The sequence below is a fragment of the Sphingobacterium sp. UBA3519 genome (assembly GCF_002377215.1).
GTDB classification, from domain to species: domain Bacteria; phylum Bacteroidota; class Bacteroidia; order Sphingobacteriales; family Sphingobacteriaceae; genus Sphingobacterium; species Sphingobacterium multivorum.
Genome location: NZ_DFPI01000017.1, coordinates 166,445 through 178,957, shown reverse-complemented (window position 1 = coordinate 178,957; position 12,513 = coordinate 166,445). Strand labels below are relative to the sequence as shown.

The following is a 12,513-nucleotide window of genomic DNA, read 5'->3' as shown; positions in this document are numbered from 1 at the left end:
TTTAAACAGGTTTTTCAAAGTCCCAGAAACTCAATTTTCCTTTTATATTATTCATCGGTTCTGGATAAAATACAGGATCTTCAAGCACCCAATTCCAGCAACCTTTCTCTGCCCATACACTTGGATGATTCTGGACACAGTCAACTATAGTAACTTCTCCAATTATTGCTGACATTGGATAATTATCTGAAAGGAATGCCAAAGCTGGTAATGCCATTTCTTGCTCTTCAGTTAAGATATTTCGAATATCTCCAGCTGATTTCCCACTTGCATGAATTAAAACTTTACCTCTAAAATTCGTCTTCCAACTACGATTTTCTATTGGTTTAATATTTAAAGCAATCAAGGTTGCCCACGGTTGTTTAATTGATATTGCTTTCATTACGATTCCTTTTGTTCTTTAAGATAAACCTCGATCAACTTGTCAAACTCAGGTTTTAAATTTGGCATCTGGCATATAAACACGGGTGCAAATTCGTCCGCCGTTTCATCTTCATGATCGCGTGGTCTTGGTTCGTATTCATCATGATAACTGCACCATTTCGCGGACTGCCAAAATTCACCCGTAAAACAACAAACGCGCAAACCTTTTGGATTAAAATCCTCGTCAACCCATTTTGGATTAAAACCAATAACCTCTCCAAGTGAACAACGTTCTTCATAGTTTAGAGCTTCAACTGCCAACCAAGGAGATAAAGAGACATCAAAGTCAAAGATTATTTTTTGTGCTGGATCAACAATACTGTTGACGATCGTTTCTTTCAGTAATTCATTATACTTTTCCATAGGTTAATAACTTTTTAATTTTCTTTTTAAACTTGTTTAAATCAGCTTCAGTGATTTGTTTTGCGACGAACACGTCAACTATCAAATCTAAAAAATCAGGCAATCGCCGGATCATTTCTGCGTTTGCTTTCTGTCTTTCTACTCCAGACTTATGACCACCTACAGGCAGCGGAAGCATGCAAATGGGTGTTCTTTGCTCACCTTCAGTAATTGATATGTGACCATCTTCAAATCTCGACATCGGATAAGGCACAAATTCCGAGTTGAATTTTTTGGTTTTAAATAAATCTCCTTGTTTCATTTAAATAAAATTTAATTGTGTTTTAAACTCCTGTTAGTTAGTATAAAATAAATCAGACTGTATACTGCCATTTGAAAACCTTTGTAAAAATGGTTCATCTGCACGCTTTTCGTCTCCATTCCAACCCTGTGGCCATGTTTCCAATGCAATAAGTTCGCGTATTCTTGATTCCTCTTCACTATTTATTAGGGTCATTGTTGGCTTATTTTCTCTTTTAGCGACTTCATTTATTTCATTTTGGATATTTAGAATTTCATCTAAAGCCCAAAGCCTTGATTCAAATGTAAGTGGCCCCATCCTGTTCTGATTTTTTTGTAATGTCCCATCTTTCTTCAATTGTGGCTCTGTTTTCCTTAATCTTGTACGAGGCTTCTTCAATTCTGTATAAATTCCTCTTAATCTCATCAGCGGATTTAGGTATTTCCAATAGGCATTTTTGATAGTAAGAATCAAAGATGTGTCTTTACTAGCCAGATTACAGCCCACACATCCAGTACGAGCATTCTTTTCTTCTGCTTGATCTCCGCCATAACTGTCCGCAATTGCAGCCGTAGGCCATCCACCATATTGAGGCATTGGCGCAAATACTTTTAACCAATCCCATACAGAACACACTCTCCAATGAAGCAATGGCGCTAACTTATCACAGATATCATCTGGTGCTGTTAGTTGATACCATCCTTGCCCACATTCTGCACCATCTTTTCCGCAAGACATAGCTATACGGCCATCCCTTTGAGCTGATTCACCCTGACGGACACCAGTTATTAACAGAAATTTTTCACCAGATTTATCATAAATATCTTGCAGCGCATCCATCATTGGGCCGATCTTCAACTTAGGTGTACACCATCTAAATGTATTTGATGGTGGAGGAACACCACGGCCAAGCATATACACGAAAAATCTATTATCAAGATCAGGTTCCACAATTCTAACATGAATACCTTTCGATTTTAATTTAGCAATTATCTGCATCGCCGAAAACCAGAGAGGTAATAGCTCCAGATGTGTATCGGCTAAGCAAACAGTGATTTCTTTAGGAGGTTCAATTTGTTTAGATTCGATTAGATACAAAATAAAAGTCAAAGTCGCAGAACTGTCTTTTCCACCTGACCAAGCAAAAACCCAATGTTTGTATTTTGCGCCATAAGCATTCATTGACTGGATCGTCATTTCCTGCTGCTCCTGTAAGGTGCTCCTCATTGCACTAAAGAAATTTAATTGCTGTTTTTCCATCTTTTAAATGCTTTTTAAATACTGTGAATAAACCTTGTTTTCCATCACCCAAACAGCTTTGTTTAGAGTGTCGACATCGAGTTCGTTTAACTCTTTGTGGTAGTTGGTTTGGCACCACTGATTCAACCTCCCTACGATCTCCAGTATGTCATTTCCCCAATTCATTTTGCCGGCGATGGCGATCAACTTTTTTCGCTGGAGATCCCCAGGAATAACGATATTTGGTTTTCGTGGTTTCTGCCATTTGCGGACAGTAAGTTCAAGCTCTTTCCATTCGCCATCACTCAGATCAGACAGACGATCGGTTCGACCGTCTGTGAACTCCAGAACTACCTCGTTTTTATCTTTGTCCACTGCCTTGCAGATCGCAAAGAATTGCGCATAATTACGTGGCATATCTTAAGCAAAAACAAAGTGATTAGGTAGTTTCTTAACTTTGAACTTCTCAAAAGTGAGATCGTCTCTGCCAGCTCCCATAAATTGTTCCCTAACATTTTTTATAGCTTTTTCTTCAGCAGCTTTGGGAGTTTTAGCAAACACAACGCCTTCCAAAAATGGTGGGCTCATTTTTACACGTTCATCTGTGTTCTTAACACGGATCTTAACTTGATACACATTTTGATTTGCCATTATTATGCCTTCCAGAATACAAATCCAATACCTCCGATACACACTTCGCTTTTTGCCGACGCTATCGTCAGCGCAAGTAAAGGAAGCACAAACGCTCCCTTTACAGTCCAATAATTTTTAACACCTATTCTCATAATTTTAAGATTGCTTGTTTTAACTCTTTTTCAAAAGTGGCGTGCAGTTCGGTCTGCACACCATCTTTCACCGCTACGTCCTGAGCACTTATGACGTCTTGGAAAACGTTCTGATAAATGCTCATTGACTTTTCTATGTGGATTCGCTCGATCGTGTAACCGTGCCTTTCCAGAAACTCCTTTTTTTGTTCTATCGAAAAGAAAAGGACTATGTCACTTAATTCTCCCATGTCTCGCCAAAAATTGTTGGTCGTAGTAGTAATTCAGATCTTCTGTATTAGCGCGTACCCAATAGACCTTTTTAAAACCAAAAGAAACCATGTCCTCAACTTCCCATCTTTCATACTCCGCGTACAAGACATATTTTTCGGGGTTTTCTTCAACAAACTTGAAATTTCCAGTTCGTTCTGGTGTATAGAGCTTAGCCGGATCAGGCTCTTTGAACTGTGCAAGCTCTGGAGCTGGAGCAAATAGTTTTTTTGTACTCAATACAATGAAGATTAACACCATGATAGCGCCTATTACATAGGGTGTCATTGCAACGCTTGCTAATTGTTCCATGATTATTTAGTTGAAATTGTAAACTCTGCACGTGACTCCTGACCATCCTCTCCGCGCTCTTTGAACCAACCTTTGACAAAGGTCGATGTGCGTGATTTAAATTGCGCAGCGACGATGATATCCACGCCCTCGTGAAACTTTTCGTCTTTGATCTTATCTTTTTTAGCGATAAGCTCTGCAACGCGTGTAGGGTTAAGCTCTCCCTTTTTGTTGGGCTTCATGAATGTCTCCAGAAGATCTGCCAGCACGCCTCTATTTTCGTCGTCGGCAGCAAGTCCAGAGATAAACTCACGGATCAGGCCAACCCCAGCACTTTGGGTGCCATCAAATTGAATGATTTCGTTATATCCGATAGTGATCGAAGCATTTTCTGTTGTGAAGGTATGGCTCGCTTGATCGTCCTTAAATCCGTAAAGATCTTTTTTCAGATCAAGAGCATGCTTGAACATTTCAAATGCTTTGTTGACCATATCAGACTGAGATTTACCGAATGCAGCAAGCTCTGGCGCGAAACTGTTTACAGTCTCTTCTACCATATCCTTGTAAGCAATTCGATTTTGCTTTTTCTCTTCAGCTTTTGCTTTCTCTTCAGCGAGGATCTGCGCCTTAAGAATTGCCAATTGATCTGCACTGATGTTGTTAAGATCTACGACTGGAGTTACCTGTGTTTGTTGTGTTGTATTTTCCATTTTTGTGGTTTTATTAAATTTTGTCAATTGTTATTACTACTTTTTGAATCCCAGATGTGTGGTCAGTGCTGACACTTTCAACCACACTATCAATTGCCATATTTTCTACTCTTTTCCTAGTTAGTTTTGAATCCCCTGAAACATTCATATATCCGGAGACAAGTTTCCCGTTGAATAAAGTCACGGCATAGTTTATCTTAAATTTTGGTTCCATAGCTTTGATATATTTTATAACTCATTAAGCTCCGGCAGTTTGCGCTCGTCTTGATTCATTTCTAATCAGCTTTAAAGTTTCGTTATACGAAGCCATGAAGTAATCGTCATCGACCAAAGTCAATCCTGAATTGAAATACAAGTATTCGTTTAGGACGATAGACTTACTTATCAGATCAGGCTCTTTAACCAACAGCTTGCCTTCTTTTGTGATTTCCATTTTGGTCTCCATTTCTTCGTCTGCCAATGGAAGGAAGTCACGTTCATTGCGGATGATCCACTCGTTTTTCCAGAATCCAGCCATTATTGAAGAGTATCGGACTTCATTCATCATGATCTCGGGAAACCCTTTGAACATGAATTCTAAAAACTCTTCATATTGCTCAGATTGATGCTCACAATATTGCTTTGCGTCCCATCCGAGGTATTGACAGACTTTTGTTTGCACCCCGAGTGCCCTGCCCTTGGCTGTAGAGACCATCGTCGTTTTTTCTATTGTATTTGATGTTGATTTCATTTTAAGCAACTTTATAGTTTAGTAAATCATCTCCGTGGTATTTTCTAGCACCTTCCTCGTATATCACCCAGAAGCCTTTTGGCCCGATATAACGACCTTGTGAAAATGCTACATACCCTTCGACCCATATTTTAAGATTTGCGTGATATCTTATATCGTCAGCCACTTGTCCCTTTGGTTCTTTGCCCTTCGCTTGACTAATTACCACAAACAGTTTGTCAGGAAATTCCCTTTCTAGTTCCAGATATTTATCGAAGGTGAACCTTCTGAAATATTGAATACTATCTATCACCACCACACGCGGACTTTTCCGTCTCCTGAGCCTTGCCCTAAGTGTTTGGAAATCTTCTTTTACAACCACGACCTGTCCGGCTACGCTATTCATTCCAACACGATAAAATGCTTCTCGCATCGTATCGCTGTTTCCTTCCTCTAGCGAATCATACAGCACCTTATCATATTGGGCAAGCTCTTTTATTAGTTGAAGTACGAACGTTGTTTTGCCATTCGTTGAGTTTGCATAAATGAACCATGTACCGGTTTTTGATGGTTGTTTAAAAGCTTGATACCATGCGCCTTTAAAGGGATATTGGGGGTGGCTTGTGCCCATCACATTGTCGACAGTCCAAGCTCTTCCCATTATCGTACGCTTAAACGTTTACCAGTAATTCCCAGAACCGTTTCGATAAACTCTACAGAGACCTGTTGATTTAACTTGTCGGCCTCGCGCCATACAGTTGTAACCACATCGGACAATTCGCCATAGTTATCGCAATTCTGACGTAGCCACTTTTGAATTTCTGGAGTTTTGTCCTGTAGAAAGATCTCGTAGCGACGATCTATGCGAATACCACGACGGATCTTGAACTTTACACGACGGTAGAATTGAGGCATGCCGGGCAAATTTTTCATGACCATCGTTTCGATATTTTCGACCAGCTGATCTGTACCAACTAAGCCCAATGAAACCAGCCCATTTAAGTGGTCATATAGTTCTTTGAACATGCAAAGGGTTTTGAACTTGAAATATTCCGCTTCATCAAAAATTAAAGATGGTTTAAAGCCTCTTTCACGAAGCTTTCTAAGCTCACGAGATATTTCGCGCAAACGCCCAGATGTGGATCTAGTTCTTTTTTCGATACCAAGCACCTCACAGATCTTATCAATGATATCACGCATGTGATCGCTTTCGCTTGCTTTGATTACGAAGAAATCTTCTGGATGTAGCGTCTGGATAAAGTCCAGCGTATAGGTTTTTCCAGCTCCAGTCTCATTGACGTAGACGATCGGTTCGCCATTATCTTTCGCCAAAATGATCTCAGTGTACAGCTCGTTCATTTGGGGTGTTTTGCGACGTTCCCAATATTGTTTATCAACTTCAAAACCTACATACTTTGCAATACGGTGAAAATACTTATCTGCGATATCGACATTCTTACCACCGACGTGCATAAAATATTTATGCTTACGTATGGCAGTCAAGTATGCTGCATTTATTTCTGTACTTTTAGCGACCTGCGACTGTGTAAGTTTATGAGCTTCCATATATGACGCTAATGCGTCTACTATTTGTGCTTTTAAAGTGTTTTCCATGTCTTTAGGTATTATATATTATTCCATACTTCGTCAAGGTTCGACTTACTCTCCAGATAGGCTTTCCGGTCGGCAATCGTCCTCTCTTCTTCAATTCTAGCTTGACGTTTTTGCTCTTTGATGGTAATTTTATCGACACCTTGCTGAATTTGCTTTTGTCTTTCAGTGTTACGCTGATCCTTATGCTGACCACGGGAATCGACAAGTACAATTTTGGATAGTGTACTATCTAATTCTGGAGTTTCGTTGAAAAGCTGCTCGACATTACGATAGGTTTCAGCATTACGTTCAATGATCTTTTCTTCGAGCATCTGATTAAATTGATCTACCTTAGCCTTAGCAGCAGCATCACCCTCAGCACGATCATATAGAGCCATTGGCTGAACATATTTTTGCTCCAGCATAAATCGGACTGTGCCGATCTCCTCTTCCAAACGACCATCTTTTGATTTAGCATTTACGACAAGAACTTGACTCAGATCCTCAGGATCAAACTTGACACACCAATCAACAAACTTGTTCTCTCTGAAGGATAGATCGAATGTATCAAACGAATATTTTTGACCGAGAATGGTAGCGTTTACGCCAGATGCTTCGAGCCTATTTGTGTAACCAGTAGTTTCACCGAATAGATATAGATATTCTTCGTCGGTAAGTTCAACATGATCTGCGTCAGCCATCATGTGCCAGCGTTTTACATATTCTTCAACAATTGCCATGCGCTTTACAGCAATAAGCTGCTCAACCTGTCTGCAAACACCAGCGAAATCTGGGAATGAATGACGGATCTTGTTCAAGTAATCTGCGTTGGGTTGGTTTTCCTTGCGCGACGTGATCCCGAAGCCTGACCAATTTGGAGATATCAATTGTAGATCCTTGTTTAATTCTTTGAAATATGGCTCTACAACTTTTGCTTTAGCATTCTTCACTCTGGCTGGAGTATAATGTGAGGTCATTGCCTCATAGATCGGAACTAAGGTTCCTTTACCATAGTGGTCACTTTGGATCTGCAACGATTTGTATCTTTTACCAAAGAGATCCCTCGTGTGGTTTGCTGCATTTCTAAGGGCTTCCTTGATTAGTTCAGGGGTTTCATGTGTACCAATAGCATAGCCTACAGGATATTTTAAGCAAGGATCTAAAACAACAACAACGGTTGGCCTATGGTGGTATGTGGTAACGTTCTTACCGTCCTTATCTTTTGCCGTCCTCTGGTAGAACAACTCAACGTCCCAGCCATCAATCGTCCAATATACCATTGGTACGTTTGGAGCACGGCGTTTATGCTGCATAGATCTATTGTTGCGTAGGTTGGTTACTCCTGAATTACCAGCGTAGATGTAGAGGTCGAACTCCTTACGGTAGTTTGCTACAGTCGAGTCTGAGATACTCTTCCAACCAAGCGTTTTAGCCACTTCATTGTAAACAGTAGCAATTTGTACGTTGTCGTACTTGTTATGTTTTTTCAGTAATTCTTGCAGCACTGAAAGTTGATTGGCATCAACAACCTTTGCTGCACTGGTATTTCCAACCTTGCCACTAATCAAAGCAGCGTAACCGTCCTTTTTGTACTTGGTCAATGTACGTTGTAATGATGGCAATTTTAACGTGTGTCCGTTCTTCTCACGCATTATCTCCACATCAGACTTAATACTATCCATCAAACTAGAAACAGATCCTCCTAAGGCTTTTCTGTAAGACCTACGCATGGATAGACCTGCGATAACTGCATTCAGTGTAGAAGCATTAGCAGTATATGTTTCAATGAGTTCTTTTGGAAGAGCCTCGCCGTTAGGTTTACGAAACTGGTTGTAAAACTCAGATGCTTTCCAGTCCCTCTGGTAAACCTTTTCTAGTATAGCAGTTTCGCTCAGTACCTTTTCAGGATCTCCAAACTTATCACGACACATGATTTGCCAATCGTAGGGCAAATTCTTGAACGAATACAATGCTTCATTGCCTAGACCTTTGCCCTCACGAAGTTTTAAAGCTGGCGTACGTGCTGCACGTTTCTTTAACGCTTCGTAAGTACATATTCTTAAGGATTTAGGATCAACCTCAACAGGGGATTTTATTTCGTTTATTAAAAACGAAATTCTTACTCCAATCTCACCTTCGTAGGTTATATAAGCGTTTTGCATATCAAATTGCATTAATTAGTTTATTACTCGTTATTCAATACTGCATTCACCTTGTCACAAAGTGTGTTGTATTCTTTTTTGATGATGTCTGGCATTTCGCCTTTTCTTGTACCATCAATGCACCATCTCACGTAGGTTAATGTGTAACCGTACTTTTTCGACAATCTCTCCAAGACCGGAGTATTGTAGTTATTCCTTTTTTGTTTACTTTTGTCGTTCATAGTGTTTGTTGTCTTTTTGATAAATGTTTTTATATCGTTTTCTCTTTAGCAAATATAAAGACTTTTGTTTACTGAAAGACGTAAAATAAAGATAATTGTTTATTATGAACGGTAAAGACCTGAAAATCAAACTGAAAAAATTAGGCATTGAGCTTAAAGAACTAGCTGAAAAGCTTAATATAACACCTCAAACACTAAATAGCAGGCTCTTAGCTGATGATTTAAAGGTATCATTCATTAAAGATATCAGTAAGGCGATAAACAAAAGTCTTTATTCTCTAATAGAGGATGATTCCAATGTGGATGAAGATGTATTTAGAAATGTTGAGGAAGGATTAAGTAGGTCTGAGTTTCTCTTAAGGACTGATAGAGTTTTGCAAAAGAATCAGATAATTCCCCACTATGATATAAACGCAGCAGCAAGTTTTGTCACGCTGTTCCAGAAAGACCGTAGCACGATCATTGATTATTTCAGCATTCCCAATCTTCCTAAAGTCGACGGGGCAATAAGTATTACAGGAGATAGCATGTACCCGATTCTAAAATCCGGCGATATCATATTTTTCAGAAAAATCAACAACACTAACTTAATAGACAGTCTTTATTTTGGAGAAATGTACCTTTTGGATATTCAAAATGAAGATGATGAATATACAACAGTCAAATACGTTCAAAGCTCCGAACGTGGCCCGGAATGGATCAAGTTAGTTTCCCAGAATCAACATCACTCACCAAAGGACATTCACTTAAGCTGGGTTAAAGGCGCTGCATTTGTTAAAGGAAGTCTTCGTATTAATAGCATGAGTTAATATTTATATATAACCGATTTTTACACCGAGACATAAACACCTGATAATCATAAGTATTGCAAAAAACCGCCTTTGATAACTCGTGAATTAAAGGGGGTCGAAACGCCAAAAATCGTACATTTTCATGTTGTTTTTTGTTATTAAAGGGGTCTGAACGGGTCTTTTTTTGCACGAAAATGTCCCCCTAAGTGTCCCTGTAAATGTCCCCCTAACTGAAATTTTACAATATTTTTTGGTTTTGCAACCTGAGCAAAAACCATTTAAAAAAGACTGTATTTCCATACTTTTTTATGCCTTTATAAATTATTTAAAGGCATAAAAAAAGACGCTTAAAGCGCCTTTAAATGGTATTTTTATCTGTTTACATGTATCAAATGGTAGTATTTAAACATATCTTTAAACAATGTATTTAAATAATGGTAGTGCGATAGTAGTGAAATGGTACTTTGTGCATTTTCGTTTTCAGCCAGAAACAATCACAAAAACACTAAAAAACCGCCTTAAAACATCATTTAGCACCCTTTTTTAGCGATTTCGCGCAATCGCCGCTTACATACGTTTCGTTCTACCCCCTATATGTTTTTGCTGTTGGATGAGATTAGTTAAGTATCCGGTAGATCATTTCTTTTAAAATCTCTTCACTATTGAAATTGCTCGGCACATTGACACCTTTGGATTTCAAGTCGGTCTCCTTCAACACATTAAGCACATCGAAAGTTTTCCGTCTATTGTAATTCCGTGCAGCAAGCTCGTATTCTTTTAGAAAGAAAGGATGTACCCCCAGTTCTTTTGCCGCGACGGATTTGTCTATCAGATAATGGTATTTGAGAATCTTCGTGAAGTAGGTGGCAATTTGTCCAATAACCATCACCAGTGGATTATTTTTGGGATTGGCGACAAAATAATCGACGATCTGATATGCTTTTAGGGCATTACGTTTAGCCAAAGCAGTATTTAATTCAAAAACATTATAATCTTTGGAAATACCTATATTCCGTTCAACATCTTCCATGCTTATCTCTTGGCTCTTCGGAACATTAAGCATCAGTTTGTCAAGTTCATTGGACACCTTGGACAGGTCATTACCGAGATAATCCGCAATCATCACCGCAGCTTGCGGATGAATGCGCCAGCCCGCATCTTTCACATACGTCCCAATCCAGGGGCCAACCTTATCGTCGTATAGTTTGGCCGCATCAACAACTAGTCCCTTTTTTTCAAAGACTTTATAGACCTTTTTGCGTTTGTCAAATTTCCCATGTTTAAAACAGAACACAAGAATGGTTGTCGGTGTAAGATGCTCCAGGTATTTAGTTAACAGTTCTTCCGTATCCGATTTCCATTTCAGCTCCTGCGCTTCCTTAATAATAATCACCTGATAATCGCTCAACATGGGATACCGTTTTGCTGCATTGACAATGGTAGATATATCAATATCTTTTCCATAGAAAATCGATTGATCAAAACCCTTTTGTGCTTCGTTCAATACCGTCGCTTCCAATGCGTCGGCAATGGTATCAATGAAATAACTCTCCTCCCCTTGCAATAAATACACTGGTTTAAAAGACCTGTTCTTAATATCAGATAAGATCGGATTTATGTTCATATGCAAAAACTATCGATAGTATTTATTTTCCCTGGGCCCAATTAAGCTCTTTACACGCGGCAACTTGTCTAAAGTTGCTATGGAGTACCCGGTCTATTTATTTATTTTTTCACTGCAGATCGGTTGCCCCATTACTTTCCCGCATCCAAACAATCTGCTACAGTCTAAAATGTCCCATGTTATTGCATCTTCACATGGTGTATCTAGTTCGACTATGGACATTTTATAGGAAGCAAAATTACGATTTTAATGGCAATTTAAGCGAGTAACCTCGCCGAATTAACGCTTTTATAATTGATTCATGTACGACCATCACTTTAAGCTATTGGTTTAAAGCCATGAACATTTAACACCACAACTTCCACAATTCTGGTCAAGCAATACGGCCACAAAAGCAGACCTGAGGTTTTTTACAAAAAATCATCTTCGTCAGCAAAAAAACACCATATTTCATGCCTGATGAATGTATTTTTTTTGCTAAAATTTTAGTATATTTGTGTATGTTTTCACCGACTCCACTGAACTTACCGCCGTATCAAGCTAAAATATCTAAAAAGAACAATGCGATTTATATATTTGATGAGCTCAGAAAAAAGGATCTGGTATTAACACCGGAAGAATGGGTTAGGCAGCATTGGATCAACTATTTGTCGCTCATGAAAAATTATCCCAAGGCACTGATGCACATCGAAGGCGGTTTGAAATTAAATAACCTGCAGAAACGAAGTGATTTGTTAATTTATAACAGCAGCGGGCATAAGGTGGTCTTAGCCGAATTTAAGGCACCTCATATAAAAATTACACAACAAGTATTTGAGCAAATTGCAAATTATAATACAGTTCACCGTATACCATACCTGCTAGTAAGCAACGGTATGAATCATTATTATTGTAAAATTGATTTTATCAAAAAGTCTTACGAATTTTTGGAAGACCTCCCCAACTACAACGAAATTGACTAAGGAGCTATGCATGAAATAGATAAAAATTAATCCGGAGATTCAGTCTCCCTTAGGTCTTGAACGGGGAGCACCGAAAAAATGTAAAGTAGATGTAAAACATCTTTTCAATTT

The 12,513-nt window shown here is 38.9% G+C and carries 19 protein-coding genes; 2 read left to right on the top strand and 17 right to left on the bottom strand.

Annotated features, from left to right (window positions below):
* Nucleotide 1: 1 nt before the first annotated feature.
* The 16 genes from B3297_RS07965 to B3297_RS07890 all read right to left on the bottom strand — a co-directional run bounded on the left by B3297_RS07965 (nt 2) and on the right by B3297_RS07890 (nt 9,025).
* Nucleotides 2-382 (bottom strand): ASCH domain-containing protein, encoded by a 381-nt coding sequence (locus B3297_RS07965; RefSeq protein WP_286778736.1) that lies wholly within the window; start codon nt 380-382, stop codon nt 2-4.
* Nucleotides 382-786: a hypothetical protein gene (locus B3297_RS07960; protein WP_286778735.1), complete on the bottom strand. Its 405-nt coding sequence runs from the start codon at nt 784-786 to the stop codon at nt 382-384. Before B3297_RS07960 ends, B3297_RS07965 begins: the two co-directional genes overlap by 1 nt.
* The gene (locus tag B3297_RS07955; protein ID WP_286778734.1) at nt 773-1,087 is read right to left on the bottom strand and encodes a hypothetical protein; all 315 of its coding nucleotides are present in this window, start codon (nt 1,085-1,087) and stop codon (nt 773-775) included. Before B3297_RS07955 ends, B3297_RS07960 begins: the two co-directional genes overlap by 14 nt.
* A 33-nt stretch (nt 1,088-1,120) precedes the next feature.
* Nucleotides 1,121-2,326: a phosphoadenosine phosphosulfate reductase family protein gene (locus tag B3297_RS07950; protein ID WP_286778733.1), complete on the bottom strand. Its 1,206-nt coding sequence runs from the start codon at nt 2,324-2,326 to the stop codon at nt 1,121-1,123.
* 3 nt (nt 2,327-2,329) lie between these two features.
* Complete coding sequence (locus B3297_RS07945; RefSeq protein ID WP_286778732.1) at nt 2,330-2,722, bottom strand: hypothetical protein; 393 nt, start codon at nt 2,720-2,722, stop codon at nt 2,330-2,332.
* Nucleotides 2,723-2,725: 3 nt separating this feature from the next.
* Nucleotides 2,726-2,956, bottom strand: coding sequence for a hypothetical protein (locus B3297_RS07940; RefSeq protein WP_286778731.1), 231 nt, complete (start codon nt 2,954-2,956; stop codon nt 2,726-2,728).
* A gap of 2 nt (nt 2,957-2,958) precedes the next feature.
* Nucleotides 2,959-3,090, bottom strand: coding sequence for a hypothetical protein (locus tag B3297_RS07935; protein ID WP_286778730.1), 132 nt, complete (start codon nt 3,088-3,090; stop codon nt 2,959-2,961).
* Nucleotides 3,087-3,215: a hypothetical protein gene (locus B3297_RS07930; RefSeq protein WP_286778729.1), complete on the bottom strand. Its 129-nt coding sequence runs from the start codon at nt 3,213-3,215 to the stop codon at nt 3,087-3,089. Before B3297_RS07930 ends, B3297_RS07935 begins: the two co-directional genes overlap by 4 nt.
* Before the next feature lie 88 nt (nt 3,216-3,303).
* The gene (locus B3297_RS07925) at nt 3,304-3,651 is read right to left on the bottom strand and encodes a hypothetical protein (protein WP_286778728.1); all 348 of its coding nucleotides are present in this window, start codon (nt 3,649-3,651) and stop codon (nt 3,304-3,306) included.
* A 2-nt stretch (nt 3,652-3,653) separates the two neighbouring features.
* A complete protein-coding gene (locus tag B3297_RS07920) occupies nt 3,654-4,340 on the bottom strand; it encodes a hypothetical protein (RefSeq protein ID WP_286778727.1) in 687 nt (228 codons plus the stop codon).
* A gap of 13 nt (nt 4,341-4,353) precedes the next feature.
* Nucleotides 4,354-4,554 (bottom strand): hypothetical protein, encoded by a 201-nt coding sequence (locus tag B3297_RS07915; protein ID WP_286778726.1) that lies wholly within the window; start codon nt 4,552-4,554, stop codon nt 4,354-4,356.
* Between the two features lie 24 nt (nt 4,555-4,578).
* Nucleotides 4,579-5,070: a hypothetical protein gene (locus B3297_RS07910; RefSeq protein WP_286778725.1), complete on the bottom strand. Its 492-nt coding sequence runs from the start codon at nt 5,068-5,070 to the stop codon at nt 4,579-4,581.
* A 1-nt stretch (nt 5,071) separates the two neighbouring features.
* Nucleotides 5,072-5,710: a hypothetical protein gene (locus B3297_RS07905; protein WP_286778724.1), complete on the bottom strand. Its 639-nt coding sequence runs from the start codon at nt 5,708-5,710 to the stop codon at nt 5,072-5,074.
* Complete coding sequence (locus B3297_RS07900) at nt 5,710-6,663, bottom strand: AAA family ATPase (RefSeq protein WP_286778723.1); 954 nt, start codon at nt 6,661-6,663, stop codon at nt 5,710-5,712. Before B3297_RS07900 ends, B3297_RS07905 begins: the two co-directional genes overlap by 1 nt.
* Before the next feature lie 11 nt (nt 6,664-6,674).
* Nucleotides 6,675-8,804, bottom strand: coding sequence for a hypothetical protein (locus B3297_RS07895; protein WP_286778722.1), 2,130 nt, complete (start codon nt 8,802-8,804; stop codon nt 6,675-6,677).
* 23 nt (nt 8,805-8,827) lie between these two features.
* Nucleotides 8,828-9,025, bottom strand: coding sequence for a hypothetical protein (locus tag B3297_RS07890; RefSeq protein ID WP_286778721.1), 198 nt, complete (start codon nt 9,023-9,025; stop codon nt 8,828-8,830).
* Nucleotides 9,026-9,129: 104 nt separating this feature from the next.
* On the opposite strand from B3297_RS07890, the gene B3297_RS07885 reads away from it, so the two are divergent.
* Entirely contained in the window at nt 9,130-9,834 is a 705-nt protein-coding gene (locus tag B3297_RS07885) for a S24 family peptidase (protein ID WP_286778720.1), read from the top strand.
* Nucleotides 9,835-10,432: 598 nt separating this feature from the next.
* Here the strand turns inward: B3297_RS07885 and holA are convergent.
* Nucleotides 10,433-11,440 carry a DNA polymerase III subunit delta gene (gene holA / locus B3297_RS07880; protein WP_070565514.1) on the bottom strand — a complete coding sequence of 336 codons (1,008 nt, stop codon included), beginning with the start codon at nt 11,438-11,440 and terminating at the stop codon, nt 10,433-10,435.
* Nucleotides 11,441-11,940: 500 nt separating this feature from the next.
* On the opposite strand from holA, the gene B3297_RS07875 reads away from it, so the two are divergent.
* The gene (locus tag B3297_RS07875) at nt 11,941-12,402 is read left to right on the top strand and encodes a type I restriction enzyme HsdR N-terminal domain-containing protein (RefSeq protein ID WP_070565516.1); all 462 of its coding nucleotides are present in this window, start codon (nt 11,941-11,943) and stop codon (nt 12,400-12,402) included.
* Nucleotides 12,403-12,513: the final 111 nt, after the last annotated feature.

Excerpts from the sequence above, each read along its gene's own strand:
- B3297_RS07885 (WP_286778720.1), top strand. The coding sequence starts at position 9,130 with ATGAACGGTAAAGACCTGAAAATCAAACTGAAAAAATTAGGCATTGAG.
- B3297_RS07950 (WP_286778733.1), bottom strand. The coding sequence starts at position 2,326 with ATGGAAAAACAGCAATTAAATTTCTTTAGTGCAATGAGGAGCACCTTA.
- B3297_RS07940 (WP_286778731.1), bottom strand. The coding sequence starts at position 2,956 with ATGGCAAATCAAAATGTGTATCAAGTTAAGATCCGTGTTAAGAACACA.
- B3297_RS07925 (WP_286778728.1), bottom strand. The coding sequence starts at position 3,651 with ATGGAACAATTAGCAAGCGTTGCAATGACACCCTATGTAATAGGCGCT.
- B3297_RS07920 (WP_286778727.1), bottom strand. The coding sequence starts at position 4,340 with ATGGAAAATACAACACAACAAACACAGGTAACTCCAGTCGTAGATCTT.
- B3297_RS07875 (WP_070565516.1), top strand. The coding sequence starts at position 11,941 with ATGTTTTCACCGACTCCACTGAACTTACCGCCGTATCAAGCTAAAATA.
- B3297_RS07915 (WP_286778726.1), bottom strand. The coding sequence starts at position 4,554 with ATGGAACCAAAATTTAAGATAAACTATGCCGTGACTTTATTCAACGGG.
- B3297_RS07895 (WP_286778722.1), bottom strand. The coding sequence starts at position 8,804 with ATGCAAAACGCTTATATAACCTACGAAGGTGAGATTGGAGTAAGAATT.
- B3297_RS07910 (WP_286778725.1), bottom strand. The coding sequence starts at position 5,070 with ATGAAATCAACATCAAATACAATAGAAAAAACGACGATGGTCTCTACA.
- B3297_RS07905 (WP_286778724.1), bottom strand. The coding sequence starts at position 5,710 with ATGGGAAGAGCTTGGACTGTCGACAATGTGATGGGCACAAGCCACCCC.
- B3297_RS07930 (WP_286778729.1), bottom strand. The coding sequence starts at position 3,215 with ATGAGCATTTATCAGAACGTTTTCCAAGACGTCATAAGTGCTCAGGAC.
- B3297_RS07900 (WP_286778723.1), bottom strand. The coding sequence starts at position 6,663 with ATGGAAAACACTTTAAAAGCACAAATAGTAGACGCATTAGCGTCATAT.
- B3297_RS07935 (WP_286778730.1), bottom strand. The coding sequence starts at position 3,090 with ATGAGAATAGGTGTTAAAAATTATTGGACTGTAAAGGGAGCGTTTGTG.
- B3297_RS07965 (WP_286778736.1), bottom strand. The coding sequence starts at position 382 with ATGAAAGCAATATCAATTAAACAACCGTGGGCAACCTTGATTGCTTTA.
- B3297_RS07945 (WP_286778732.1), bottom strand. The coding sequence starts at position 2,722 with ATGCCACGTAATTATGCGCAATTCTTTGCGATCTGCAAGGCAGTGGAC.
- B3297_RS07890 (WP_286778721.1), bottom strand. The coding sequence starts at position 9,025 with ATGAACGACAAAAGTAAACAAAAAAGGAATAACTACAATACTCCGGTC.
- B3297_RS07960 (WP_286778735.1), bottom strand. The coding sequence starts at position 786 with ATGGAAAAGTATAATGAATTACTGAAAGAAACGATCGTCAACAGTATT.
- holA (WP_070565514.1), bottom strand. The coding sequence starts at position 11,440 with ATGAACATAAATCCGATCTTATCTGATATTAAGAACAGGTCTTTTAAA.
- B3297_RS07955 (WP_286778734.1), bottom strand. The coding sequence starts at position 1,087 with ATGAAACAAGGAGATTTATTTAAAACCAAAAAATTCAACTCGGAATTT.